The organism is Microbacterium sp. NPDC058389 (assembly GCF_042722305.1).
Classification (GTDB): domain Bacteria; phylum Actinomycetota; class Actinomycetes; order Actinomycetales; family Microbacteriaceae; genus Microbacterium.
Genome location: NZ_JBHXJQ010000007.1, coordinates 206,167 through 228,305 on the forward strand (window position 1 = coordinate 206,167; position 22,139 = coordinate 228,305).

Below are 22,139 nucleotides of genomic sequence, written 5' to 3' on the forward strand. Positions count from 1 at the left end.
CTTGCAGATCCGTCGCGGTGGTCGGGCGAGGGGAACCTGCGTGTGCCGCGGCCCGGGAGGTCACGAGTGTGCAGTGATACCGGCGCCTGGCAGTGCTAGAAGTCTAGGGCACACGGCATCCCGCGCCCGCGCCCATGACGTCGCACGGCATCCGGACGCGCGGGTGGCGAGCGATCAGGCGCACGTGCCGTTCTGCCGCAGCGCGGGATCGGTGGCGATGCGGCCGTCGACGTCGAAGTCCGCAACGAGCTGGGGGCCGTCGACCTCGACAGCGGTGAGCGTCGCGCCGGCGGGGAGCTGGTCGGCGATGCACACGTTCCAGTCGCGCAGCACGGCGTTCGCCAGACCGCCGAGCTGATCGCTCAGCCCGTCGGCGGTCACCTCCGACTGCCCGAGCGTGAACGATGCCGGAGTGAGCACGATGTCGCCGTCCGCCACCGATGGCGTCAGCGCGACGCCGATCGGGATCTGCGCCCCGAACAGCGTGAGGTCGAGGGTCATCGTGACGTTGGGCGCGTCGAGCCCGACGGTGTCGGCCGGGAAGCCGTCGATCGACGACAGCAGCTTCTGCAGCTCCTGCTCGTCGAGCGACACCTTCGCGGTCGCGCCGGCCAGTTCGGGCTCGCCGCGCACCGGGATGCCCCGCGCGTTGACGGTGACGTCGCCGGTGACGCCGGTGTCACCCAGCGGCACGTCGTCCGACGAGACCGTGAGGTCGTCGATCGTGCCGCCGATCAGCTGCGGCAGCACGGCGCCGGCGATGTCGACGTCGATCTCCTGGTCCGCCGGAAGTGACAGCTGCGTGCGCACCTGATCCTGCACGACGCCCGTCACGATCTGCCGCGCGATCGCCTCGGCGGCGAACCACGCCCCGACCGCCAGCACCGCGACGATCGCGAAGCCGACGATCCACGGCCACACGCGGCGGCGCGACGGCTCGACCGGGCCGCCGGGAACCATTCCGTCGGGAAGGGGCAGGGTGGGCTGAGCGTCGGCGTCGCTCATGCCTACATCCGCTCCGGAGCGGCGACACCGAGCAGATCGAGCCCGTTGCGCAGCACCTGGCCGGTGGCGTCGTTGAGCCACAGCCGCGTGCGGTGCACGGCCTCGACAGGCTCATCGCCCAGCGGGATGACGCGGCAGTTGTCGTACCAGCGGTGGTAGAGGCCCGCGAGCTCCTCGAGATAGCGCGCGACGCGGTGCGGCTCGCGCACCTCGGCGGCGAACGCGACGATGCGCGGGAACTCCTGCAGCGCGCCCAGCAGTGCCGACTCGGTCTCGTGCGTCAGCAGCTCGGGGGCGAACTCGGAGCGGTCGACGCCCGAGCCGTGGGCGTTGCGGGCCACGTTGTGCGTGCGCGCGTGGGCGTACTGGACATAGAACACCGGGTTGTCGTTGGTGCGCTTGCGCAGGATCTCGGGGTCGAGCGTCAGCGGCGAGTCGGCGGGGTACCGCGCCAGCGAGTAGCGCAGCGCGTCCGTGCCGAGCCACTCGCGCAGGTCGTCGAGCTCGATGATGTTGCCGGCGCGCTTGGACAGACGTGCACCGTTGACCGACACGAGCTGCCCGATGAGCACCTCGATGTCCTTCTCGGGGTCGTCGCCCGCGGCACCCGCCAGCGCCTTCAGACGGTGGACGTAGCCGTGATGGTCGGCGCCCAGCAGGTAGATCTTGTGCGCGAAGCCGCGGTCGCCCTTGTTGAGGTAGTACGCGGCATCCGCGGCGAAGTAGGTGTACTCGCCGTTGGAGCGGCGGATCACGCGGTCCTTGTCGTCGCCGAAGTCGGTGGTGCGCACCCAGACGGCGCCCTCGTCGTCGAACACGTGGCCCTGCTCGCGCAGCCGGTCGACCGCCTCGTCGACGAGGCTCGGCTCGCCGTCGGCGCCCTGGGCGTGCAGCGTACGCTCACTGAAGAACACGTCGAAGTGCACGTTGAACTTCTCCAGCGACGCCTGCAGGTCGCCGAGCTGGAGCTCGTACGCCCGGTCCCGTGCGACGAGGAGCTGCTCGTCGTCCGGCAGCGACAGCAGATCGGGGTGCGCCGCGAGCACGCGCTGCGCGAGGTCGTCGATGTACGAGCCCGGGTAGCCGTCTTCGGGGGTGGGCTCGCCCTTCGCCGCCGCCAGCACCGAACGGCCGAACCGCTCCATCTGGGCTCCGGCGTCGTTGACGTAGAACTCGCGCACGAGCGTCGCGCCGCTGGCGAGCAGCAGTCGCGCCAGCGAGTCGCCGAGCGCCGCCCAGCGGGTGTGGCCGATGTGCATCGGACCGGTCGGGTTGGCGCTCACGAACTCGAGGTTGATCGTGTTGCCGCGCTGCGAGTCGTTCGTGCCGAACGCGGCCCCGGCGTCGACGATGGTCTTCGCCAGGGCACCGGCGGCGGCGGCATCCAGCCGGATGTTGATGAACCCGGGTCCGGCGACCTCGACGCCCGCGACGCCGTCGACCTCCGCGAGGCCGTCGGCGATCTCGGCCGCGAACTCGCGCGGGTTCGCGCCGACCGCCTTGGCCAGCTTGAGCGCGGCATTGGAGGCCCAATCGCCGTGATCGCGGTTCTTCGGCCGGTCGAGCACGAAGTCGGCGGTGGTGAGCCCGTCGGCCGCACCGGGTCGTCGCGCCTCGGCGAGCGGGGCGACGACGGCGAGCAGAGCGGCGGAGAGGGCTTCAGGATTCATAGACCGACAAGTCTAGTTGCCCGCCCTCGCGCGCCCGCTCAGGCGATCTGGACGAGGGCACCGAAGTCGTCGAGCGAGGGATCGGATGCCGGCGGCACCGCCTCGTCCGTGAGGCCCGAGAGCATCTCCAGGCCGTCCGTCACGGCGTCCGGGACGACCCAGGCGTCCACGCGCAGGCGCTTGAGGCCGACGTAGCCGCCGTAATAGCTGAGGAACGCGCAGTCGGCGGCATCCCGACCCGTCGCGATGCGGACCAGTCCGCGGCGGTTGGCCAGGCGGGTCGCATCGATGACGTACCAGGCGCCGTCGAGGTAGGCCTCGGCGACCGCGTGGAAGTCCATCGGGCGCAGGCCGGGCGCATAGCACGCGGCGTACCGCGCGGGCATGTCCATCGCCCGCAGCAGGGCGATGACGACGTGCGCGTAGTCGCGGCACACGCCCTGCCCCGTCATGAGGGTGGTCACCGCGCTGTCGGTGCCGTGGCTGAGGCCGGGCGTGTAGGTCGTGCTCGTCGAGACGAACTCCGACACGGCGGCGATGAGGTCGTGGCCCGACAGCCCCTTGAACTGGCGGCGCGCCTGCTGGAACACCTCGTCGGACTGCGCGTAGCGGCTCGGACGCAGGTACGTGATCGCTTCGAGGTCGCTCGTGCGACCCGTCGCCGCCTGGCCGTCGACGGTCGCCTCGTAGCGGATCTCGAGGCGTCCGGGCTCGCCCGTGAGGCGGTGCAGACGGCTCCCCTGCTGGTCGACGATCTCCGTCGGCGTGTAGACGCGATCGCCCTGCGTGAACGTCAGCGACTCGTTCGACACAGGCACGCCCTGGGCGGTCGCCAGCTGCAGGATGAGGTCGACGGAGGCCCCCAATTCGAGGTCCATCTGAGCGGTCACGACGCGTTGCACCGAAGTATCCTCGCACGCCGCGGAGGCCGCTTCGTGCGGGGCCGCCGGGGGTCCGCCGGGAGTGTGCTGGAAGCGCTCCCGACCGAGCTCGCCGACCAGGGATTTTCTCCTGTTCACAGGCCGATGCGAACGTTCGCGGAGTCTTGACGTACCCTCTTCGCATGCACGCTCCCGGACGCCTCCGCGCACGGCGGTTGTGGCTGCCCCTCGCGGGCGTCGCGCTGGCCGTCGCCGCGGTGTGCGCGGTGGCCGTCGTCCGGCCCTGGGGCACCACCGAACCGGCGGTGCCGGCGACCGCGGCCGCCGACGATGCGGGAGTCGCGGCATCCGCCCCTCCCGCGCCCCTCGTGATCGACGACGACGCGAGCGTGCTCGTATTCGGGGACTCGTGGGTGTACGGGTCGGCGGCGACCGTGCCGACCCTGGGCTTCGCGTACCTGCTGGCCGACGAGCTGGCGGTCGAGACCGTCGTCGACGGCGTGCGCGGCAGCGGCTACCTCAAGCCCGGGATCGACGGCCCCGCCTACGGCGAGCGCATCGCCGCCCTCGATCCGGCTCTCGACCCCGACGTGATCATCGTCGAGGGTTCGATCAACGACCGTCGCGCGTATCCGACCGGATACCGGGATGCCGTCACGTCGGCGTGGGACGCCCTGCAGGAGCGCTTCCCCGATGCCGAGATCGTGATCCTCGGCCCGGCGCCGCAGGTGCTGCCCGTCGAGGAGCCGACCCGGGCGATCGACGAGGACCTGGCGGAGCTGGCCTCGGCGCGCGGCTGGTGGTACATCTCGCCGATCGGCGAGGACTGGATCACCGAGGCGAACTACCTCGACGTGATCGACACCACGGAGGTCGGCAACGACCATCCCTCGACCGCGGGCCACGCGTATCTCGCGAGCCGGCTCGCCGACGACCTGAAGCGGCTCGAGCAGCAGCCCGCGCTCGCCGCCGACGCCCCCTGACCTGGCGGGGACGCCCGTTCCGGGATGGTAACCTCGATCGGCACGCCTCCGTAGCTCAGGGGATAGAGCGTTGGTTTCCGGTACCAAAGGTCGCAGGTTCGATTCCTGTCGGGGGCACCAGTCGGGAGTAGGGGTCGCGGGACATTCAGTCCTCGCGGCCCCTTTCTCGTGACAACACATTGACAACACTTGAGACACGCTTGGCCTGATCGAGCTTGTCCGCCACGGCATCCGCTGCACCCGCCGGCCACATTCGCCACAGCGCCCTCGCCAGCAGAGAGATGATGGACTCATGCCGGCCGTCCACCGCCCCGGGCTTCGCATCAACGCAAGGGTCACCATCTCCGAGTCCGAGCTGTCATGGCGGTTTTCGCGTTCCTCGGGCCCGGGCGGACAAGGTGTGAACACCACAAGCTCACGAGCCGAACTCGTCTGGGATGCAGCATCCTCAGCCGCCCTCTCCCCTCAACAACGAGAGCGGCTCCTCACGCACCTGAGCGGCCGCCTGGTGGGCGGAGTGCTGACGATCACGGCATCCGAACACCGCGAGCAATTGCGCAATCGGGATGCCGCACGCGCGCGACTGGCCACGGTCGTCGCCGACGCCCTCCGCCCACCCCCGCCGACGCGACGACCCACCAAACCCAGTCGAGGCGCAGAAGAACGACGTCTGAAGGCCAAGAAGCATCGCACTGACGTGAAGCAGCTCCGTCGACCACCCCACGATTGACCTCTGACAGCCACCATCAGCGGCAGGAGCGGCCGAACGAACCAACCATGCGCCACATCAGGGACATGCGACACCTCATTCGCAGACCCGTCGCTTCGAGAACCGCCACCGCGTTTCCACAGCCGCAACGCAAGTGAGCGGGCCGCCACGATCCACGATGCCATGCTGGGCTGTCGGCCCTCGGTACAAGCGCCGACAGCCCACCATGAGAAGGAGATCGATGAAGAAGTTCCGTGCCTCAATTGCGTCCATCGCCACCGTTGGCGTGCTCGCCGGAGTGCTGCTCACCGCAGCACCCGCATCTGCGGCTGCCGACCTCTACTACCGGGCCACCACCCTCGCGAAGTGCCAAGCAGGGCAGGCCGATCTTCGCGCACAGGGCGCGAAGATCCTGGTGAGCTGCAACTACCAGCACAACGGATTCTGGCGGGTCACGTACACGTGGTGACCGGATAGCTTGACGGTCAGGCGAGGGGTAGGGCGGAGACAGCTCCCATGCCCTGCCCCTCGTTGCGAGGTTGGTAGCGGCGATCCCATCGGCGTCGCGGTCTGCACGCGGTCGGCACGTTCGCTTGTGCCCAGGCAGGCTCGCGACTTGGCGATCGGGTTGCTCGGGCCGAGCGATAGCGACTGCTTATCTCGCGGGCGAGCCAGGAGCGGCCGCCCGCGCGAGCGGCGCAAATCCATGAATTCTCCCTCTAGCCGGTCCGGCTCTTCCTGGGCCCACCGTGCCCGCGGAGCTCCCAGGATTGCCGTTCTGGTCGGGATACGTTGGCGGCATGGAGACGAAGATCGCCGGAACCACGATGCCCGTGCTGGAGATCACTCTGGCGGGGGGTGAACGGATCATCGCGGAGGGCGGTGATGTGTCCTGGTTGACACCCGGGTTCGACATCGAGACGTCGACCGGGTTCGGGTCCGGTGGCCAGGGCGGCTTCATGAGTGGTCTGAAGCGGATCGTCGGCGGTGGGCAGTTGTTCCTCACCCAGTACACAGCCTCGGCCTCGGGCGGCTTCGTGGCCTTCGCGGCGCAACTGCCCGGCACCATCCGGGAGTTGGCGATCGACGCTGCCGACGAATACATGGTGCAGTCGGGTTCGTACATGGCGAGCACTCCGGATCTCGAAGTGTCGGTGGGCCTGCAGAAGAAACTGGGCGCCGGCATCTTCGGCGGCGCCGGCGTCGTGTTCCAGAAGCTCACCGGCACCGGCACGGCGTGGGTGCAGCTCGCCGGCGAGATCGTCGAGTACGAGCTGCAGGCGGGCCAGTCGCTGCTGATCCACCCCGGTCACCTGGCGTTGTTCCGCGCGAACATGCAACTGGAGTTCGCGAGCATCAAGGGCATCAAGAACAAGCTGTTCGGCGACTCGATGTTCCTTGCTCAGCTTCACGGACCCGGGCACGTCTGGCTGCAGTCGATGACGCCCGCCAAGCTGGCCGCGGCGATCGAGCCCTACCTGCCCGACAAGTCGTCCTCGTCAAACAACAGCTGACGCCCCGCGGCCCCTGTCACGACTCCCGGACGGAGTCCTCCGGGGTCGTGTTCGCGGGCGCCGCGCTTGCGGCGCGTCGGCGGCCGTGGCGGTAGAGCAGGTAGGCGATGCCCGCGAGCGCGACGAGCCAAACGGCACCGATGACGCCGCCCTCGGGGCCAAAGCCTCCACCGGTGACCCACACCTGGGCGCCGTCGGTGGGTTCAAGGAAGATGAGCCCGGTCTTCTGCACGTTGATGCCGTCGACCTGGACGCCCCAGACGTTGCCTTCGGCCCAGTTCCAGCCGCCGTGGATGCCGATGATCAGCCACAGCGAGTTCTGCCACAGCACGATGAACGCGGCGAAGATCGCGTACATCATGATCGTCGTGAAGCCCAGCGGCTTGGTGAGCACCCCGTGCATCAGCGTGAACAAGAGAGCGGGGAGCACGATCGCGAGCCATCCGGGCATCTGCAGCGCGGAGTTCTGCATCAGGAAGCTGCGGATCAGGACCTCTTCGTTGCCGCCCTGTACGACGTGCGTCAGCACGAGGACGAGCACCAGCAGTAGCGCAGAGGACCCGGCCGTCGTGCCGGCCGGTGGGTCGATGAGCCGGTAGTTGCCGGTCGCCCAGAGAAGCAGGATCGGGACGGAGATGATCAGCGCCCCGATCGGGATGCCCAGCAGGAGCAGGAGAACCCCGCGACCGGGCCGCCGGAACCCCATGGTTTTGATGTGGCGGCGTTCGAAGAGCACGACCCAGAGGATGATGAGCGCCGTGGGGATGAGGCCGGCGGGGATCTCGAGCCATTGCGCCTCAGGAGACCCCGGCTCCGGGTGCAGTGTGAGCTCGAACACCCCCATGAGGCCGAACTGGACGATGAAGATCATCCCCAGCAGCACCAGCGGGTACGCGATCCACCAGCGGGTGACGCGCTTGCCGGTAGCGGCGTCCTGGACGAACGGGGTGTCACGGATCGGCATCGGAGTCTCGGGAGTCAGGCCGTGCCGGCGACCGTCAGGGACGGCAATTCGGTGTCGCCACGAGAGTCCCATCGGCGGTAGACGATGAACGCGACCGCTGCGGCGATGAGGAGGACGATCACCGCGGGGAGGCTGGCCTCGGTGCCGAAGTCGCCACCGGTGAGCCAATCGGGCGCGTCGGCGGCGGGCTCCAGGAAGATCGCCGATGTCGTCAGCGGAGGAAGCCCTGAGACGGGTACGCCGTAGATGTTGCCCATGGTGAAGTTCCAGCCCGCGTGGATCCCGATGACCAGCCACAGCGCACCGGTGCGCAGCACCAGGAACGATGCCATCAGCGCGAACAGGAAGATCATCGCAAACGGCAGCGGGTGGATCAGCACGCCGTGGATCAAGGTGAACAGCAGCGCGGGCAGCAGGACTGCCAGCCATCCGGGGAACTTCAGTCCGCCGTTCTGCAGCAGGAACCCTCGGGTGAGGAGCTCCTCCACGCCGCCCTGCACGACGAACGTGAGCGCCAGCAGCACGAGGAGCCCGGCCGCGCCGGCACCGCTGTTCGCGCCTGCCGGTGGGTCCACCTGGACGTACGCGCCGGTCGCCCACAGGAACAGCGTCGGGATCGAGAGCAGCACAAGACCGGCGACGAAGCCCACGAGGAGGGTGACGAGCCCACGTCCGGGACGACGGAAGCCCAGCGTGCGGATCTTGCGGCGTTCGAACAGCACCACCCACAGGACGAGGACGATGCCTGCCGCCGCGAACCCGATCATCTCCTGCAGCTGGGCCTCAGGCGTGCCCCGGCCGACCGGCCACACCTGTGAGAACACAGCGAGAACAGCGGACTGGACGCCGAGGATCAGCACGAGGAACACGATGATGTAGGCGAGCCACCACGGCGTCACCCGCTTCCCGGTCGCGGCATCCTGAACGAAGGGTGTGGTGCGAACAGACATCAGTCTCCTTGCTGGGGGGGCGAACGACAGGCGGGAGCGGTGCTGGTGGCCTCACGCTATCGCACGACTCGACCTCAGCCTCGAACGCGTCGCACCGTGGCGTGGCTGAGGGAGTGACAGCGCGGTTCCGTCGATTGGCCGAGCGCGATACCGACGTGTTCGTGCCGCCACCTGGATGTCCGCGGGAAGCGTCTACCGAAGGATCCGTGACAACATTCTGACAACACGTCGCGGAGATCGGGGCAGATCGGCCCGCCCGACACGGACCCAGCTTGCCCGCAATTGCGCGGATTTTGACGCTAGAGACGCGCTCCCCGAGCCCTGAATGAGGTTTCCGGTACCAAGGTCGCGGGTTCGATTCCTGTCGGGGGCACCAGTCGGGAGTATGGGTCGCGGGACATTCCGTCCTCGCGGCCCCTGGTCGTCCCCGACCGACTCGTAAGCCCTTCGCGCAGATCCCGGTCAAGAGCGTCACTGGTCGAACCTCGTCGCCCGCCGCGTTCATGCCCGTGTGACGCTCCTCTACAGTTCGCAACCCCGTCGACCATCTGGAGTTCGGGGTCTAGGGTCGCTGGCATGAGCGAGCAGAAGACGATGGTGCAGACATCCATCGCGCTCGGAGAGGCGCACTATCTCTTGGCGCAAGGTCACGACCCCGAGGAATTGAAGCAGCGGATCGGCGCTGCCATTCACTCGGGTGGGGCGTTCGTGGACTTCGTTGTCGTCGGGAATCGGACGGTCAGTGCGTTCCTCGACGGGCGTGAACGGATCATACTCACCGTCGAGACCGTGCTCTTCGACGAACGCGACACCGGCGACGTGGAAGCGCCATTCGGCGGCAGCTATGACATCGACGTCAATCGCATCGTCGAGGGCTTGGACCCGATCTAGAGCACACCGACCAGTCAGGGAGCATGCCGACGCGGCGTGGCATCCACGAGCGGAGCGGGGGCCTGCCGACATGCTCCGATCCTGATCATCCGCTCATCGAATCGTGGTCGCTACCCCTCACGCGTGACGGCGAGATGACCATGGGGCAGTCAGCGGGTAGCGTCCTTCCTGTGGGAACTCTCTACTACGGGGCGCAGGACACGCCGATCCACATCGAGGATCGGGCGCTCGCGCATCTGAAAGTGGTGATCGCCACCAAGCTCCGCCGTAACGAGAGCTTCACGCTGTCCTGGCAGCATCCCGAAGAGGAGCCGCGGGGCCGCTCGACGATCTGGCTGCACCCCTCGATCCCGCTGATGTTCGTCTTCGATGACCCCGAGCCCCCGGAGCTCAGCCGGGCATGGATCGAGAAGCTCGCGCATTCGGCGAACACGTCCGGCGGCATCCTGCTCGTCGACGAAGTTCTCGACGACCCCTCAGGCGAAGACTGAGTGGAGCCACCCACCGCGAGCGTAGGCGTCCGCCGCCGTGGAGACTCGACCCTCTGAATGCTCCCGTATGGAGATCCTCACGACCGGTGCGATCACGAGCCACACCGGGCATCTACTGACTGCCGACGACGCTCAGCTCATTGGTGGTGTCGTCGTGGGCCGGCGGTTCGGGTGGTTCGGGCACGAGATACAGGCCGCTCGGGGTATTGGCTATGTAGGCCAGTGCGTCGATCCACGCCACCAGTCCTCGTCGCTCACCGCCGTGACGCTCGGCTCTTCGACATTCTGGAGTCGCCGTGGCGATCTCGTTGCCCGGCTGGACCTCGCACTCCGACCATTGCGCAGCGGCGTTGTCGCACCCCGGCGGACCGCCCACGGCTGGCAGACCCGAAGGCAGCGACGACCCACCGCAGTCAGCGTGTCAACCCCATCGCTGCGGCAGGGATCGGGCGTTTAGGTTCGTGGCGAACCTGCCGAAGACTTGCGGAGGACAACACGATGACCCGACCGACGACCGACCCGCGGACACTTCACCATGACGACGGCTTCCCCGACCAGGAGCAGGAGCAGCCGGGTCTCATCGATCGCACCCGCCCCACACCCGACCACGGCGAGGACTCCTACCGCGGTACCGGCCGCCTGACGGATCGACGGGCACTGATCACCGGCGGCGATTCCGGCATCGGCCGTGCGGTGGCGATCGCTTTCGCACGCGAGGGCGCGGATGTCGCGATCGTGCACCTGCCCGAAGAACAGGAGGATGCCGATGCCACCGTCGATCTGGTCACCGTGGCCGGCCGTCGCGGCGTGTCGCTGGCCGGCGACATCCGCGACGAGGACTTCGCCGCCCAGATCGTGGACGATGCGATCGGTGACCTGGGCGGCCTGGACATCCTCGTGCTCAACGCCGCCTATCAGAAGGACCGGGACGGTCTGGAGAATCTGACGACGGACGAGCTGGACCGGGTCTTCCGGACGAATCTGTACGCGATGATGTTCACCGCGCGAGCGGCGATCCCTCGCCTCCAGCCGGGCGCGTCGATCATCGTCACCTCGTCCATCCAGGCGTTTCAGCCGTCGCCCGGGCTCCTCGACTACGCGATGACCAAGGCGGCGCAGGTCGCGTTCGTCAAAGCCCTCGCCGAAGATCTCGGGCCGCGCGGCATCCGGGTCAACGCCGTCGCGCCCGGCCCGATCTGGACGCCGCTGATCCCCGCCACCGGATGGGATGCCGAACGGCTCGCGACGTTCGGCCAGGACACGCCGTTCGGGCGGGCCGGTCAACCGGCGGAGCTCGCGGGAGCGTATGTGTATCTCGCGTCGCACGACGCATCATTCGTCTCGGGCGCCGTGCTTCCCGTCACCGGGGGCAAAGGACTCTAGCGCCGAGGCTGCCGTTCGCAATGTAGGTGTCCGCTCGCGGACGAACAGGACTAGCCGTCGAGGAAAGGCAGTCGGACGTGCGAGACCGGATCCAGCCCGGTGACTGTCACCCATCCCTCGGCGAGGTAGGCGGCATCCGTCCCCGGGTCGGGCGTGTGGGGAAGATCCTCGACAGCGAGGCGGATGTGGTGCTCGTCGCGCTCGGTGAGCGTCGTCTGCACGATGCCGAACGGTGCGAGTGTCGCCTGGCGGACTCCCAGGTTCTCGGCCGAGTTGGGTGCGTTGACGTTGATGACCGTCGACCTCGGGCTGCGCAGCAACCCCGGCAGCAGCTGCAGTGCGGCACCGGCCGCCACATCCCAGTGGAAGGCGTCCGGCCGCATGCCCACGTCGAGCGAGATCGCCATCGCCCACGCGCCGTTGAGCCCGCCGGTCAGCGCCGCCCCGACGGTCCCCGAGTGCAGGATCGCGCGGCCGACATTCGCCCCATGGTTGATGCCCGACAACACCACGTCGGCGGGATTCCCGAACGCGCCTCGCGCCGCGATCATGGCGATGAGCCCCGGACCGCCGTGGACCGCGAACGCCGGAACATCTGCCAGTCCGGCGAGCCGGCGTCGCTCCACCGCGATCCGGCCGTCGTGATCCTCGGCCATGATCGAGGCGCTCGACCCGCTCGACTGCACCGCCGGCGCCGCGATCGTGACGTCGAGGCCGGCGTCCCGGGCGGCCCGCGCGAGCACGTGGAGACCGGGGGCAGAGATGCCGTCGTCGTTCGTCACGAGCACACGTGTCATTGCTCGTCCTCTGTCTCCAGGAGGGCTACCAGCCCGTCGGGACTGACCCGTCCTGTCACCGGCTGCTCGATGTCGGCATCCAGCTCGTCGGCGATCGGCCGGACCGACACCTTCTCGCGCAACCGCCCGATGGCATCGCGATCGCCCGACCCGAGCCCGTGACGGGTGACGTTCATGGCGCCGGCCGCCGCGCCGAGAGTCACCGCAGACCGTGCGGACTCGCCTGTCGCCAGGCCCGCCGCGATCCCTGCGGTGAGCAAGTCCCCGGCTCCACGAGTGTCCGCCACCTCGAGCTCCGGGGTACGCACCTCGAGAAAGCCGTGCTCGTCGAGCAACAGCAGCGGGTCGCTCGATCGCGACACGACGACGACCGCCGCGCCACGGTCCCGCAGCGCCCTCATCGCGCCCATGATCTCGTGCAGCGAGTCGTCCGGGATCAGCCCGTCATCGATGAGCTCCTCGTGGCTCACCTTCAGCACGTCGACCCCGCCCTCCAGGGCGGCCGCGAGCCGCTCACCGGCGAGATCCGCCAGCACCAGCGTCCCGGTATCGCGGAGATCGGATGCGAGGCGCCGGTAGGTATCGGCGGGCAGGGCCTCCTCCCCCGCCGGGCCGCTCAGGATGACAGCGTGCGACGCCATCCCCTCCTTGAGCATCATTCCGTACAGCTCGTCTAGTTCGTGGCGGCCGATCGGTTCCCCCTCGTCCTCGACGACGGCGATGCGCTCACCGCCTCGGCGGTCGTGAATGTACGCCGAGCCGCGACCCTCGCGTTCGATGGCCGAGACATCGATCCCTTCGTCCTCGAGCAGATGCCGCATCACTCGGCCCGTCTCGCCCGTCAGCACCGCGCACATCGTGACCGACACGCCGAGCCGCAGCAGCATCCGCGCCTGCCACACCCCTTGCCCACCCGCGTGGACGTGGACCTCCGCGCCGAACGGGTGGTCCTCGATGGTCACGGTCAGCGTCGGCGAGGGGGCGAAGATCGTCACGTCGCTCATGCCTCGACGCTAGGGTGCGTGCCCCAGGGGAAACAGGGCCTTGCGTCGTGGACCAGGAAACGCAAGGAAGGGAGTGCGCACTGGCGGGACACACATGTTCTCGGGGGACGTCGGCCGGTCGGCCCGATCCATGTCAACCCCCTCGTCGCACCCGCCGAAAGCACCTAGCGTCCCAACACCGACGAGAGGAACGCTCTATGTCTGACACCTCGAGCCAGCCGGCTCTGCGTGCCCTGGCTCTCAACTGCACGCTCAAGGCGGATGGGGAGTCGTCGAGCACCGCGAAACTGTTGGAAGAGGTTCTCACCGCATTGCGAGAGCACGGCGCCGAGGGCGACCAGGTGCGTATCGCCGAACTGGACGTCCGTCCCGGCGTGGAAACCGATATGGGCGACGGAGATCAGTGGCCCGCGATCCGCACGAAACTCCTCGCCTCGGACATCGTCGTGCTGGGCACGCCGGTGTGGATGGGACACCCGTCAAGCGTCGCCCAGCGAGTGATCGAACGGCTTGACGCCGAGCTCGCAGAGACGGACGAGCGTGGGCGCCCCGAGCTCTTCGACAAAGTGGCTGCGGTCGCCGTCGTCGGCAACGAGGACGGCGCCCACAAGATCATCGCGGACATGTTCCAGGCCCTCAATGACGTAGGCTTCACCATCCCAGCCCAAGCGGGAACCTACTGGGTCGGCGAAGCGATGCAGAGCGTCGACTACAAAGACCTTCCGAGAACTCCGGATGCCGTCGGTCAAGCCACCGCAACGCTCGCACGCAACGCGACTCACCTGGCTCGGCTCCTCCGAGAGCGGCCGTACCCGCCGGCCGAGGGATAGCGGCAGGCGCCGGCGCGACGATGTGCGGTGGGGTCGCGCGGAACACGAACGACTCGCACAGGCGCCGCCGCCCGAAGGCCAGTCCGCAAGCATGCGGGCTCGGCATTGTCATCGACCTGGATGTCGCTGACGGTCCCCACGAATCGTCGGTGCGCAATGTCAAGTGGAAGGAGCCGCCTGCTCCGGGGCGCCTCACAACGTTCCCCTGATCGGACGCCCTTCCACGCTGCTACGTTCATCGCCATGCAGAAGCTCTGGCTGTTCGTGATGCTGGCCGGCGTCGCGTTCGTCGTGATCGCTTTCCTCGTCTGGTTCAACGATGCGGACTGCGGGTCTGACAGAGACTGCGGCTACTTGGTGGGACTCGCTATTTGGTTCTGGACTCTCCTCGTTCTGGGGATCGCGACCGTCATCGCAGGCTTCTTCCTGCGCTCTAGGCGCAACACACGCTGAAGATGACCTGGTGCGTGCGCCAGGCGTGACGGCAGCTCAGGGCGTGAGCGCGGCAATGACGGTGTCGCGCGCGAGTACGGGGGCGTCATCCGGCGTGACCTCTCCGCGGTACACGGCCTCGGATGCGCCGTGCAGGATCGCCTGGATCACGGTGAGCTGCCAGGCGATCGGGCCGTCCTTGCGGAACTGTCCGGCCGCGCGGCCTCGTTCGAGGAGGGCGCGCACCCGCGCGGCGGGTTCGTCGTGGGCGCGCTGGAGCTGGTCGGGGGTGAGCGCATGTGAAGCCGCGACGACGAGCGCACCGAACCGGTGGGTCTGGTGCCAGGTCACGACGAGGAGGCGTGCGAGCGCGTCGCGCGGGTCGCCGTCGAGATCGATGGTGGCAAGCGTACCTTCGGTGTCGGCGATCGCCCGCTCCGCCACCACACGCAGAAGCGTGGCACGCGAGTCGAAGTGCCCGTACAGGGTGATGCGGCCGACACCTGCTTCCGCGGCGATGTCGGCGAGGCTCACGTCGGGGTCGGTCGCCAGCAGTCGGGTGGCCGCGTCGATGATCGACTCGACGTTACGCCGCGCGTCGGCGCGTCTGGCTCGCCCCGTCACCGGCACATCAGCGTCACCACTCTTTGTGGTGTCGGTGCTCGCCACGATCGTCTCTCCTTCGCCGACGGGCATCGGTCGTGGCATCCCTGATCCCGTCACCGGCCGGACCGTTCCCATATCTCGAACACCAGTGTACATTTTCTCTAACTTGAACATGCATGTACGAGAAATGATTGGAGCGGGCGATGGATGCGGCGAACACGGCGGCTGCGCACGACTCCCCCGCGGCCGCGGCGCCAGGTCGCGGGCTGTGGCGGACGGCCTGGCCCGTGGTGCTCGGAGTGCTGGTGGCGGCGGCGACCGTGTACCAGATGGGCGACGGTCGCGACGTCGCCCCCGTCGTGGCCGCATCGGGTCTCGTCTACCTCGCCGCAGCGGCGACCCGGCGACCGTGGATGGCCTGGTTCGCGTTCGGTCTCACGCTCCCGCTCATCACGATCGACAAGTTCACCGGGTTCGCGGCGACACCGTGGATCCTCGCGCTCGCGCTCGGGCTATTCATCGTCGGGCTGGCAACGAAGTCCACGAAGCCTCGCTATGGGATGCCGCTGCAAGCGGTGGTGATGCTGGTGCTGGGTGCGACGGCCGTTGCCGCGATTCTCCTCACTCCCACAGCGGGCGCACTGCTGGTTTCGGTCGCGCTGATCGCCCACGCCGGATGGGACCTCTACCACCTCCGCGCGCGGCGGGTCGTCGACCGGAGTCTGGCCCTGTTCTGCGCCGCCCTCGACATCCTCGTCGCCGTCGCTGTGGCGTTCGTCGCACTGACACCATGACAGCGGCTTCGGAGGCTCCCGAGCGGGCGGGGAAGAGAGTCGTGCCGCCGGCAATCGGCCACGTCCTTGAGACGTCCGCGACGCCCCGACGGGCGAGCTGGCGCGGGAGAGGGTGCGCGATCCGGTGGATCTCACCGAGACGGCCGCGTTCGCGACGGGCACCAGCCCGCAACCGAGGCGGCCGGTGTTCATCTCTGTACGACCGGTCGCACTCGGCACCTCGGACCGCGCTCCACCGGCTGAAACGCCGCTGCCGCGGCTCAGTCGGTCAGGAAGAGCACGCTGATCAGCATCGCGATGATGAATGTGCTGAAGGCGAAGGCAATGTAGGTCTGTCCCGTGACGATGCGCCGCGCGCGCGTGGTCACGATGCTGACGTCCGACGACGAGAACGTCGTCGCGAGCTGCGCGGCGAGGTAGTAGTAATCGGCGAAGACAGGACCGTCTCCACGCTCTCCCGGCAGCTCGATGGATTCCTCCTGGCTGTTCAGACGCGCGTAGTGCATCGCGTAGGCCGTGACAGTGACGAGCCACGCGGTGATCACCACGACGAAACTCAGCGCGTTCGCGAGCACGCTATCGAGCAGTCCGGGAAGGATGAGCACTAGGGCGACGGCGAGCGCTGCCAGCACCGCCCACAGGGCCGTGTATGTCGGGATCGCGACGCTGCGGCGCGTGCTGTTCGTAGCCGACAGCCAGGCGCGCAGCGTCTGCGCATCAGCTCGGCCGAAGATGCCGTGCGTGAGGGCGAGAAAGGCGAGCGAGTACCCGATCCAGAACACGAAGACGGTGAGTGTCACCGTGTCGACCGTCAAGCGCACGGGCACGACGAAGCTGTATGTCAGGAGCGCGATGATCGCGACGACGGCGCCGATCCCGAGCGCTACGAGGTTGCGGAAACCCTCGTGGGCCAATCGCGGCGCGGGATCGACCACCGGTGGCATGCCGTGATGGTACTGCTCGAACGGCATCCGCCATAAGCAGTCCGAATGGTCGCGCGGTATCGTCCGCGTCCCGGCGCTTGGATCCTCCTGCGTACACTGCAGGAATGCGCCCGCCGCGCATCTCGATTGATGGCTTCCGCCGGTATCCCGTCACGCGGGATCCCGCCAGGACGCCTCCGTTGTTGATCTCCAGGAGAGACCGGTCCTTCGTCCGCAGGTCGAGGCGGATGAGAATGGCGGCGACGGTCAGCAGCACGAACATCGTGATGCCAGCGGCGACCGCGCCGGCCTTGATCATCATCGGCAGGACGACGAAGGGCGCGACTGCTCCGCCCAAGCGGCCGAGTCCGTCGCCGATCGAGGCCGCGGTCCCGCGGGCGGTCCTGGTGACCGCGGCCGACGAACCTCAAGGGACATTCAGATGGACTCTCGCTGGGGTCCGCGAGGCCGCAAACGTGAGCAGCGCGTGATTCCGTGCCAGCACTCTGACAACACTTCGCGGAGATCGGGGCAGATTGGCCTGATCGAGATGAACCCACTTGCCCGTAATTGCGCGGATTCTGACGATAGGCATCTCGCCCGCGTAGCCCTAATGCGGTCTCCGATACCAAAGGTCGCAGGTTCGATTCCTGTCGGGCGCACAGATAGAGGAAGGCCGGTCCGCAAGGACCGGCGTTCTCGCATGCACAGGCGTGATCCCTGTGCCTCGCACCGGGGTGCGCACCGGTTTCCACACGAGGCGCCCCGGCGTCAAGGGGGTCGTCATTCCCCCGGATTCGACAGAGGATCGCGGACGGCGTCGATCGGCGATCTCCTCTAGCGGCCCCCACTGCTTGTTTCGCCGGCGACGTCCCGAGAGGCGTGCCATGGGCAAACTGATCTACGAAGGAACCATCAAGGTCGATTTCGACGACCGGACACTCGCGCACCTGCAGCTGGTGATCGGCAACAAGCTGCGCCGCGGCGAACCGTTCCACTTCACGTGGCGGGATGACGCGAGCATCGGCGACGGACGGACCACGGTGTGGCTCCACCCCGCCTGCACCCTCGTCTATAAGTTCTACGGCGGGCGCAAGCCACAGCTGAACCCGGCGTGGGTCGACGCGCTCGCGTTCACCGCCAACTCCCAGTCGGGGCTGTATCTCGTGCCCGAACCGGCGGCGTCCGCCTCGAACGGCGCGCCCGACCACGACATCCCGTGAGGTCCCGCATGCGCCCGATCAGCCGGACCGCCGTTTGTCAAGGCGTTGTCGCGACGGGCGCCGGACGCGGTGGAATCTCAGGACACAACCGGGAGCGGTGATGAAGCGAATCGACATCTACTACGGCGGCGAGCACTACAGCGTGGGCGGGCGCCGCTTCGACGACCTGCGCGAGGAGATCGAGACGGGGGTCGAGCACGGCAGGTACTGGCTCGAGGTCAACGACGGCGAAGGCATGATGCGCACGGCATACCTGCTGCTCACGGACGGTGTACCGCTGGCGATCGTGCCCATCCCCGACGACGTGACGGACGTGACCGAGCTCGCCCCGGACGCCGTCTGGTCCGACGGCGGTCCGCCGTTGCTCGGCTGACGCCGCAAAGACTCCGACCGCCGGCGCTGCGAGGTGCGCCGGCGGTCGGGCCGTCTCTCAGGGGGTGACGATGTCGAAGTCCGGGTCGCCCTGGTCGAGCACCTCGAGCAGCTGCGTCAGCACCGAGATGTCGCCGCGCACTTCGATGCCGGCCGACTCGGTGTCACCGCCCGCGAGGAGGATGAGCCGCGGCTTGGTGAGCGTGAGGCCGAGCGGCGTCGCCGCGTCCGGATCCCGCTCGACGTAGACCAGCACGCCGTTGCCCAGCGACAGGTGGAAGCTGCGACCGAGGTCCGACAGCGTGACGTCGATCGCGAGGGACAGATCCCACGCCTTGGGACCGTCCACGCGGATCGCGACGGCGTCGAACAGCTGCTCGGGAGTGAGCTGGGCGAGGATCAGCGGTGCATTGGTCTGCGTCGGCGTGCCGAAGTTGCCCTCACGCAGCTCCGTCGCGCCCGACAGGAAGAAGTTGCGCCACGTGCCGTTCTCCGCACCGTACGCGAGCTGCTCCAGCGTGTCGGCATACAGCGTTCGCGCACCGGCGTGATCCTCGTCGGCGAACACCGCGTGGTCGAGCAGCGTCGCCGCCCAGCGGAAGTCCCCGGCGTCGAACGCCTCCTGCGCCAGCTCGACGACGCGATCGACGCCGCCGATCGCAGCGACGTAGCGTTCGGCGAGCGGCTTCGGCGGGTGCGGCCACAGGCGGGCGGGGTTGCCGTCGAACCAGCCCATATAGCGCTGGTAGATCGCCTTGACGTTGTGGCTCACCGACCCGTAGTAGCCGTGGGTGCTCCACGACGCCTCCAGCGCGGGCGGCATCTGGATCATCTCGGCGATCTCGGCGCCGTTGTAGCCCTGGTTCAGCAGGCGCAGCGTCTGGTCGTGCAGATAGCCGTACAGATCGCGCTGGATGCCGAGGAACCTCGTGATCTCGGCGTTGCCCCACGTCGGCCAGTGGTGCGACGTGAAGACGACTTCCGCCTCGCCGCCGAACCGCTCGATCGCCTCGGTGAGGTAGTGCGACCACACGTGCGGATCGCGAACGACCGCGCCGCGCAGCGTGAGCAGGTTGTGCAGCGTGTGCGTCGCGTTCTCCGCCATGCACAGCGCGCGGTACCGCGGGATGTAGAAATGCATCTCGGACGGCGCCTCGGTGCCCGGCGCCATCTGGAACTCGAACTCGACGCCGTCGATCGTGTGCTTCTCGCCGGTCGTGGTGATCTCCCGCGACGGCGGCAGGATCGTCGCCTCACCCGTCGACGTGGTCTGGCCGAGCCCCGCCCCGACCGCGCCCTGCGGGCCCCGCGCGAGCGCTGCGCCGTACATGTACCCGGCGCGGCGCCCCATGGCGACACCTGCGTAGACGTTCTCCGCCACCGAGTGCTCCAGGAAGCCCTCGGGCGCAAGGATCTGCACGCGCCCCGAGGACACGTCGTCCGCGCTCACGAAGCCCAGCACGCCGCCGAAGTGGTCGATGTGGCTGTGCGTGAAGATGACGGCGGTCACCGGGCGGTCGCCGCGGTGGCGACGGTACAGCTCGAGGGCGGCCGCACCGGTCTCCTTCGAGATCAGCGGGTCGACGACGATGACGCCGGTGTCGCCTTCGATGAACGACATCACCGACAGGTCGAGGCCGCGCACCTGGTACAGCCCCTCGACGACCTCGTACAGGCCGTGCTTGGCGACGAGCTTCGACTGGCGCCACAGGCTCGGGTTGACCGAGTCGGGAGCGTCGCCCTGGATGAAGTCGTAGGCCGCGGCATCCCACACCACGTCCCCTGCGGCGTTGCGGATCTTCGGGTCGTCGAGTGTTCCGATGAAGCCGCGGTCGGCGGCAGCGAAGTCGTCCACGTCGTCGAACGGCAGCGAGGCGCGCAGCCTCGCCTGTGCCTCCCGGATCGACGCCTCGGGCTCGCGCTGTTGCATGTCTTCTTTCCTTTCGTGGCGGTCGTGCGACCGCGTCCTCAGTCCTTGTGCGGTACCGGCTCGGCGAGGGCCGCCACGGCGGCCCGGTTCGTGGCGTAGAACGTCTCGTCGGTGACGAGCCCGAGCTTCTGCAGGCGCTGTCTGGTGCGTGGCCGCGCACGGCTGAACGCCAGGGACACGTCCTCTCCCCTGAGCCAGTCCTCCAGCGATGCGAACGCCTCGGCGCCGGTCACATCGACGTCGGTGACCGCTTCGAGGTCGATCACGACGTGGTGGACCGGATCGGATGCCCCCGTCACCGCCTTCTTGACGGCGGCGGTGAACACCGCGCCGTTCGCGAAGAACAGCGGTGCCGCGAGGCGCACCACGACCACGCCCGGCGCCGTGCTCTGACCGGTCGTCGCCTCTTCCAGGAGGGACTCCTTCGGGTCGCCGTCGGACTCGAGAACGTCGATGGCGGGGTTGGCGGCCCGCTTGGCCAGGTTGATCAGCGCCAGCACGAACGCCACGACGATGCCGGGGATCGCGCCGACGAACAGCGTCACGAGGAAGCACACGGCGCCGACGGCGAACTCGAAGCGATCCTGCTTCCACAGCCCGCGGAACTCCTTGATGCCCAGCAGCGGCAGGACGGCGACGCCCACGACGGCGCCGATCGCGGGTGAGGGGATGTCGGCGAGGAGCGCAGTGCCGAACAGCAGGAGCAGCAGCGTGCCGACGGCGAGCACGAGCGACGGCAGCTGGGTGCGCGAGCCGGCGGAGTCCATGGCCGCCGTGCGCGACGTGGACGAGCCCATCGCGAAGCTGGCCTGCGTGCCCGCGACGATGTTGCTCAGCCCGAACGCGAAAAGGTCGCGGTTGGCGTGGAACGGGTACCGGTGCTTCTCGCCGTAGGAGCGGGAGACGAGCAGACCCTCGGCAGTCGTCACGAGGGTGAGGGCGATGGCCGACGGGATCAGCGCGAGCCACATCGTCCAGTCGATGACCGGCCACGTGAGAGTCGGCGGACCTGCCGGCACAGCGCCCAGCACGTCGACGCCCTGCTGGTCGAGCGCGGTGAGCACGACCACGACCGTCGAGATGATGAGGACGATGAGCGCCCACGGCACGGCCTTGAGCAGGCGCGCGCCGATCATCAGCACGGCCACCGACGCCGCGGAGATCAGCAGCGACCAGCCGTTGACGGTCCCGATCCCGCTCACCAGGTCGCCGACCTTCTCGACGAACTCGCCGCCCGAGTTGATCTTGACGCCCAGCATCTTCGCGATCTGGCTGACGAGGATGTCCAGCGCCAGGCCGCCGACGAAGCCGACCAGGATCGGCTTCGAGAGGAAGTTGGCGAGGAATCCGAGCTTGAACACCGACATCAGCAGGAACATGACTCCGCAGATGATCGCCTGCGCCAGTGCGAGCGTCGAGTAGTCGGCGCTCCCTGCCGTGGCCAGGCCGCCGAGCGATGAGCCGACCAGCGCGGCGGCCGCCGCGTCCGGCGACAGCACCAGCTGGCGCGACGACACCACGAGCGCGTACACGAGGGTGGGGACGATGAGGGCGTAGAGGCCCGCGGTCGGCGGGAGCCCCGCGATCTGCGCGTACCCGATGTTCAGGGGGATCGCGATCGCCAGGAGCGTGACTCCCGCGGTCAGCTCTCGGACGAGGTTCTTCGAGGTCAGACCTGCGAGCGGTCGCTGCATTCCGGCTCCTGTGGTGACGGCAACGGCGGTCGCCGATACGACGGCGAATCCCCTCCACCCTGGCACGGGACCCACGGTGCGCGCACGTGCGGC

24 protein-coding genes and 1 tRNA gene are annotated in these 22,139 nt (G+C 68.4%); 13 read left to right on the forward strand and 12 right to left on the reverse strand.

The genetic code is table 11. The annotated features are described in order from the left end of the window. Window positions 1–174 precede the first annotated feature (174 nt). From ACFWJ8_RS12045 to ACFWJ8_RS12055, 3 genes are read right to left on the reverse strand one after another with little or no spacing between them, the layout of a single operon-like run. A complete protein-coding gene (locus tag ACFWJ8_RS12045) occupies window positions 175–1,005 on the reverse strand; it encodes a DUF2993 domain-containing protein (RefSeq protein WP_378811623.1) in 831 nt (276 codons plus the stop codon). Window positions 1,006–1,007: 2 nt separating this feature from the next. Next, the gene (locus ACFWJ8_RS12050) at window positions 1,008–2,675 is read right to left on the reverse strand and encodes an arginine--tRNA ligase (RefSeq protein ID WP_378811625.1); all 1,668 of its coding nucleotides are present in this window, start codon (window positions 2,673–2,675) and stop codon (window positions 1,008–1,010) included. A gap of 38 nt (window positions 2,676–2,713) precedes the next feature. Then, window positions 2,714–3,577 (reverse strand): transglutaminase family protein, encoded by an 864-nt coding sequence (locus ACFWJ8_RS12055; RefSeq protein ID WP_378811626.1) that lies wholly within the window; start codon window positions 3,575–3,577, stop codon window positions 2,714–2,716. Window positions 3,578–3,738: 161 nt separating this feature from the next. Between ACFWJ8_RS12055 and ACFWJ8_RS12060 the strand changes: the two genes are divergently transcribed. The 5 genes from ACFWJ8_RS12060 (at window position 3,739) to ACFWJ8_RS12080 (ending at window position 6,762) form a co-directional block, all read left to right on the forward strand. Further along, window positions 3,739–4,539 carry an SGNH/GDSL hydrolase family protein gene (locus ACFWJ8_RS12060; RefSeq protein ID WP_378811627.1) on the forward strand — a complete coding sequence of 267 codons (801 nt, stop codon included), beginning with the start codon at window positions 3,739–3,741 and terminating at the stop codon, window positions 4,537–4,539. A gap of 44 nt (window positions 4,540–4,583) precedes the next feature. Continuing rightward, window positions 4,584–4,659, forward strand: a tRNA-Arg gene (locus ACFWJ8_RS12065). Between the two features lie 172 nt (window positions 4,660–4,831). Continuing rightward, on the forward strand, window positions 4,832–5,269 hold the full coding sequence (arfB, locus tag ACFWJ8_RS12070) for an alternative ribosome rescue aminoacyl-tRNA hydrolase ArfB (RefSeq protein WP_378811628.1): 438 nt from the start codon (window positions 4,832–4,834) through the stop codon (window positions 5,267–5,269). A gap of 220 nt (window positions 5,270–5,489) precedes the next feature. Continuing rightward, window positions 5,490–5,717 carry a hypothetical protein gene (locus ACFWJ8_RS12075; protein ID WP_378811629.1) on the forward strand — a complete coding sequence of 76 codons (228 nt, stop codon included), beginning with the start codon at window positions 5,490–5,492 and terminating at the stop codon, window positions 5,715–5,717. Between the two features lie 331 nt (window positions 5,718–6,048). Continuing rightward, window positions 6,049–6,762: an AIM24 family protein gene (locus ACFWJ8_RS12080; protein WP_378811630.1), complete on the forward strand. Its 714-nt coding sequence runs from the start codon at window positions 6,049–6,051 to the stop codon at window positions 6,760–6,762. A 16-nt stretch (window positions 6,763–6,778) separates the two neighbouring features. Here the strand turns inward: ACFWJ8_RS12080 and ACFWJ8_RS12085 are convergent, their stop codons facing one another. Together ACFWJ8_RS12085 and ACFWJ8_RS12090 are read right to left on the reverse strand one after the other, a co-directional pair. Then, window positions 6,779–7,726, reverse strand: a complete 948-nt coding sequence (locus ACFWJ8_RS12085) for a CPBP family intramembrane glutamic endopeptidase (RefSeq protein WP_378811631.1) — start codon at window positions 7,724–7,726, stop codon at window positions 6,779–6,781. Between the two features lie 14 nt (window positions 7,727–7,740). Then, complete coding sequence (locus tag ACFWJ8_RS12090; protein WP_378811632.1) at window positions 7,741–8,676, reverse strand: CPBP family intramembrane glutamic endopeptidase; 936 nt, start codon at window positions 8,674–8,676, stop codon at window positions 7,741–7,743. A gap of 576 nt (window positions 8,677–9,252) precedes the next feature. Between ACFWJ8_RS12090 and ACFWJ8_RS12095 the strand changes: the two genes are divergently transcribed. Both ACFWJ8_RS12095 and ACFWJ8_RS12100 read left to right on the forward strand, forming a co-directional pair. Then, window positions 9,253–9,567: a hypothetical protein gene (locus tag ACFWJ8_RS12095; protein ID WP_378811634.1), complete on the forward strand. Its 315-nt coding sequence runs from the start codon at window positions 9,253–9,255 to the stop codon at window positions 9,565–9,567. 170 nt (window positions 9,568–9,737) lie between these two features. After that, window positions 9,738–10,058 (forward strand): hypothetical protein, encoded by a 321-nt coding sequence (locus ACFWJ8_RS12100; RefSeq protein ID WP_378811718.1) that lies wholly within the window; start codon window positions 9,738–9,740, stop codon window positions 10,056–10,058. A 112-nt stretch (window positions 10,059–10,170) separates the two neighbouring features. On the opposite strand, the gene ACFWJ8_RS12105 is transcribed toward ACFWJ8_RS12100, so the two are convergent. After that, window positions 10,171–10,299, reverse strand: coding sequence for a hypothetical protein (locus tag ACFWJ8_RS12105; protein ID WP_378811636.1), 129 nt, complete (start codon window positions 10,297–10,299; stop codon window positions 10,171–10,173). Window positions 10,300–10,556: 257 nt separating this feature from the next. Between ACFWJ8_RS12105 and ACFWJ8_RS12110 the strand changes: the two genes are divergently transcribed. After that, window positions 10,557–11,441, forward strand: a complete 885-nt coding sequence (locus tag ACFWJ8_RS12110; RefSeq protein WP_378811637.1) for an SDR family oxidoreductase — start codon at window positions 10,557–10,559, stop codon at window positions 11,439–11,441. A 50-nt stretch (window positions 11,442–11,491) separates the two neighbouring features. On the opposite strand, the gene surE is transcribed toward ACFWJ8_RS12110, so the two are convergent. Together surE and ACFWJ8_RS12120 are read right to left on the reverse strand one after the other, a co-directional pair. Beyond that, complete coding sequence (gene surE / locus ACFWJ8_RS12115; RefSeq protein ID WP_378811638.1) at window positions 11,492–12,238, reverse strand: 5'/3'-nucleotidase SurE; 747 nt, start codon at window positions 12,236–12,238, stop codon at window positions 11,492–11,494. Beyond that, window positions 12,235–13,200 carry a 1-phosphofructokinase family hexose kinase gene (locus tag ACFWJ8_RS12120; RefSeq protein WP_378811640.1) on the reverse strand — a complete coding sequence of 322 codons (966 nt, stop codon included), beginning with the start codon at window positions 13,198–13,200 and terminating at the stop codon, window positions 12,235–12,237. Before ACFWJ8_RS12120 ends, surE begins: the two co-directional genes overlap by 4 nt. 239 nt (window positions 13,201–13,439) lie before the next feature. On the opposite strand from ACFWJ8_RS12120, the gene ACFWJ8_RS12125 reads away from it, so the two are divergent. Next, complete coding sequence (locus ACFWJ8_RS12125) at window positions 13,440–14,072, forward strand: flavodoxin family protein (protein WP_378811641.1); 633 nt, start codon at window positions 13,440–13,442, stop codon at window positions 14,070–14,072. A gap of 243 nt (window positions 14,073–14,315) precedes the next feature. After that, complete coding sequence (locus ACFWJ8_RS12130) at window positions 14,316–14,525, forward strand: hypothetical protein (RefSeq protein ID WP_378811643.1); 210 nt, start codon at window positions 14,316–14,318, stop codon at window positions 14,523–14,525. Window positions 14,526–14,561: 36 nt separating this feature from the next. Here the strand turns inward: ACFWJ8_RS12130 and ACFWJ8_RS12135 are convergent, their stop codons facing one another. Beyond that, window positions 14,562–15,173, reverse strand: a complete 612-nt coding sequence (locus tag ACFWJ8_RS12135; protein ID WP_378811645.1) for a TetR/AcrR family transcriptional regulator — start codon at window positions 15,171–15,173, stop codon at window positions 14,562–14,564. 140 nt (window positions 15,174–15,313) lie between these two features. Here ACFWJ8_RS12135 and ACFWJ8_RS12140 point away from each other — a divergent pair, with 140 nt between their 5' ends. Beyond that, the gene (locus ACFWJ8_RS12140; RefSeq protein WP_378811647.1) at window positions 15,314–15,904 is read left to right on the forward strand and encodes a hypothetical protein; all 591 of its coding nucleotides are present in this window, start codon (window positions 15,314–15,316) and stop codon (window positions 15,902–15,904) included. Window positions 15,905–16,164: 260 nt separating this feature from the next. Here the strand turns inward: ACFWJ8_RS12140 and ACFWJ8_RS12145 are convergent, their stop codons facing one another. Then, complete coding sequence (locus ACFWJ8_RS12145; protein ID WP_378811649.1) at window positions 16,165–16,875, reverse strand: DUF1345 domain-containing protein; 711 nt, start codon at window positions 16,873–16,875, stop codon at window positions 16,165–16,167. An 839-nt stretch (window positions 16,876–17,714) separates the two neighbouring features. Between ACFWJ8_RS12145 and ACFWJ8_RS12150 the strand changes: the two genes are divergently transcribed. Together ACFWJ8_RS12150 and ACFWJ8_RS12155 are read left to right on the forward strand one after the other, a co-directional pair. Beyond that, window positions 17,715–18,050 carry an ATP-dependent DNA ligase gene (locus ACFWJ8_RS12150; RefSeq protein ID WP_378811650.1) on the forward strand — a complete coding sequence of 112 codons (336 nt, stop codon included), beginning with the start codon at window positions 17,715–17,717 and terminating at the stop codon, window positions 18,048–18,050. A gap of 100 nt (window positions 18,051–18,150) precedes the next feature. Further along, complete coding sequence (locus ACFWJ8_RS12155) at window positions 18,151–18,423, forward strand: hypothetical protein (protein WP_378811652.1); 273 nt, start codon at window positions 18,151–18,153, stop codon at window positions 18,421–18,423. 57 nt (window positions 18,424–18,480) lie between these two features. Here ACFWJ8_RS12155 and ACFWJ8_RS12160 read toward each other — a convergent pair whose 3' ends face one another. Then, the gene (locus tag ACFWJ8_RS12160) at window positions 18,481–20,352 is read right to left on the reverse strand and encodes an alkyl/aryl-sulfatase (protein ID WP_378811654.1); all 1,872 of its coding nucleotides are present in this window, start codon (window positions 20,350–20,352) and stop codon (window positions 18,481–18,483) included. A gap of 38 nt (window positions 20,353–20,390) precedes the next feature. Then, a complete protein-coding gene (locus ACFWJ8_RS12165; protein ID WP_378811656.1) occupies window positions 20,391–22,046 on the reverse strand; it encodes a SulP family inorganic anion transporter in 1,656 nt (551 codons plus the stop codon). Between the last annotated feature and the right edge of the window lie 93 nt (window positions 22,047–22,139).

Coding starts and splice junctions, on each gene's coding strand:
- ACFWJ8_RS12045 (WP_378811623.1), bottom strand. CDS start 1,005: ATGAGCGACGCCGACGCTCAGCCCACCCTGCCCCTTCCCGACGGAATG.
- ACFWJ8_RS12050 (WP_378811625.1), bottom strand. CDS start 2,675: ATGAATCCTGAAGCCCTCTCCGCCGCTCTGCTCGCCGTCGTCGCCCCG.
- ACFWJ8_RS12060 (WP_378811627.1), top strand. CDS start 3,739: ATGCACGCTCCCGGACGCCTCCGCGCACGGCGGTTGTGGCTGCCCCTC.
- arfB (WP_378811628.1), top strand. CDS start 4,832: ATGCCGGCCGTCCACCGCCCCGGGCTTCGCATCAACGCAAGGGTCACC.
- ACFWJ8_RS12075 (WP_378811629.1), top strand. CDS start 5,490: ATGAAGAAGTTCCGTGCCTCAATTGCGTCCATCGCCACCGTTGGCGTG.
- ACFWJ8_RS12080 (WP_378811630.1), top strand. CDS start 6,049: ATGGAGACGAAGATCGCCGGAACCACGATGCCCGTGCTGGAGATCACT.
- ACFWJ8_RS12085 (WP_378811631.1), bottom strand. CDS start 7,726: ATGCCGATCCGTGACACCCCGTTCGTCCAGGACGCCGCTACCGGCAAG.
- ACFWJ8_RS12090 (WP_378811632.1), bottom strand. CDS start 8,676: ATGTCTGTTCGCACCACACCCTTCGTTCAGGATGCCGCGACCGGGAAG.
- ACFWJ8_RS12095 (WP_378811634.1), top strand. CDS start 9,253: ATGAGCGAGCAGAAGACGATGGTGCAGACATCCATCGCGCTCGGAGAG.
- ACFWJ8_RS12110 (WP_378811637.1), top strand. CDS start 10,557: ATGACCCGACCGACGACCGACCCGCGGACACTTCACCATGACGACGGC.
- surE (WP_378811638.1), bottom strand. CDS start 12,238: ATGACACGTGTGCTCGTGACGAACGACGACGGCATCTCTGCCCCCGGT.
- ACFWJ8_RS12125 (WP_378811641.1), top strand. CDS start 13,440: ATGTCTGACACCTCGAGCCAGCCGGCTCTGCGTGCCCTGGCTCTCAAC.
- ACFWJ8_RS12130 (WP_378811643.1), top strand. CDS start 14,316: ATGCAGAAGCTCTGGCTGTTCGTGATGCTGGCCGGCGTCGCGTTCGTC.
- ACFWJ8_RS12140 (WP_378811647.1), top strand. CDS start 15,314: ATGGATGCGGCGAACACGGCGGCTGCGCACGACTCCCCCGCGGCCGCG.
- ACFWJ8_RS12145 (WP_378811649.1), bottom strand. CDS start 16,875: ATGCCGTTCGAGCAGTACCATCACGGCATGCCACCGGTGGTCGATCCC.
- ACFWJ8_RS12150 (WP_378811650.1), top strand. CDS start 17,715: ATGGGCAAACTGATCTACGAAGGAACCATCAAGGTCGATTTCGACGAC.
- ACFWJ8_RS12155 (WP_378811652.1), top strand. CDS start 18,151: ATGAAGCGAATCGACATCTACTACGGCGGCGAGCACTACAGCGTGGGC.
- ACFWJ8_RS12160 (WP_378811654.1), bottom strand. CDS start 20,352: ATGCAACAGCGCGAGCCCGAGGCGTCGATCCGGGAGGCACAGGCGAGG.
- ACFWJ8_RS12165 (WP_378811656.1), bottom strand. CDS start 22,046: ATGCAGCGACCGCTCGCAGGTCTGACCTCGAAGAACCTCGTCCGAGAG.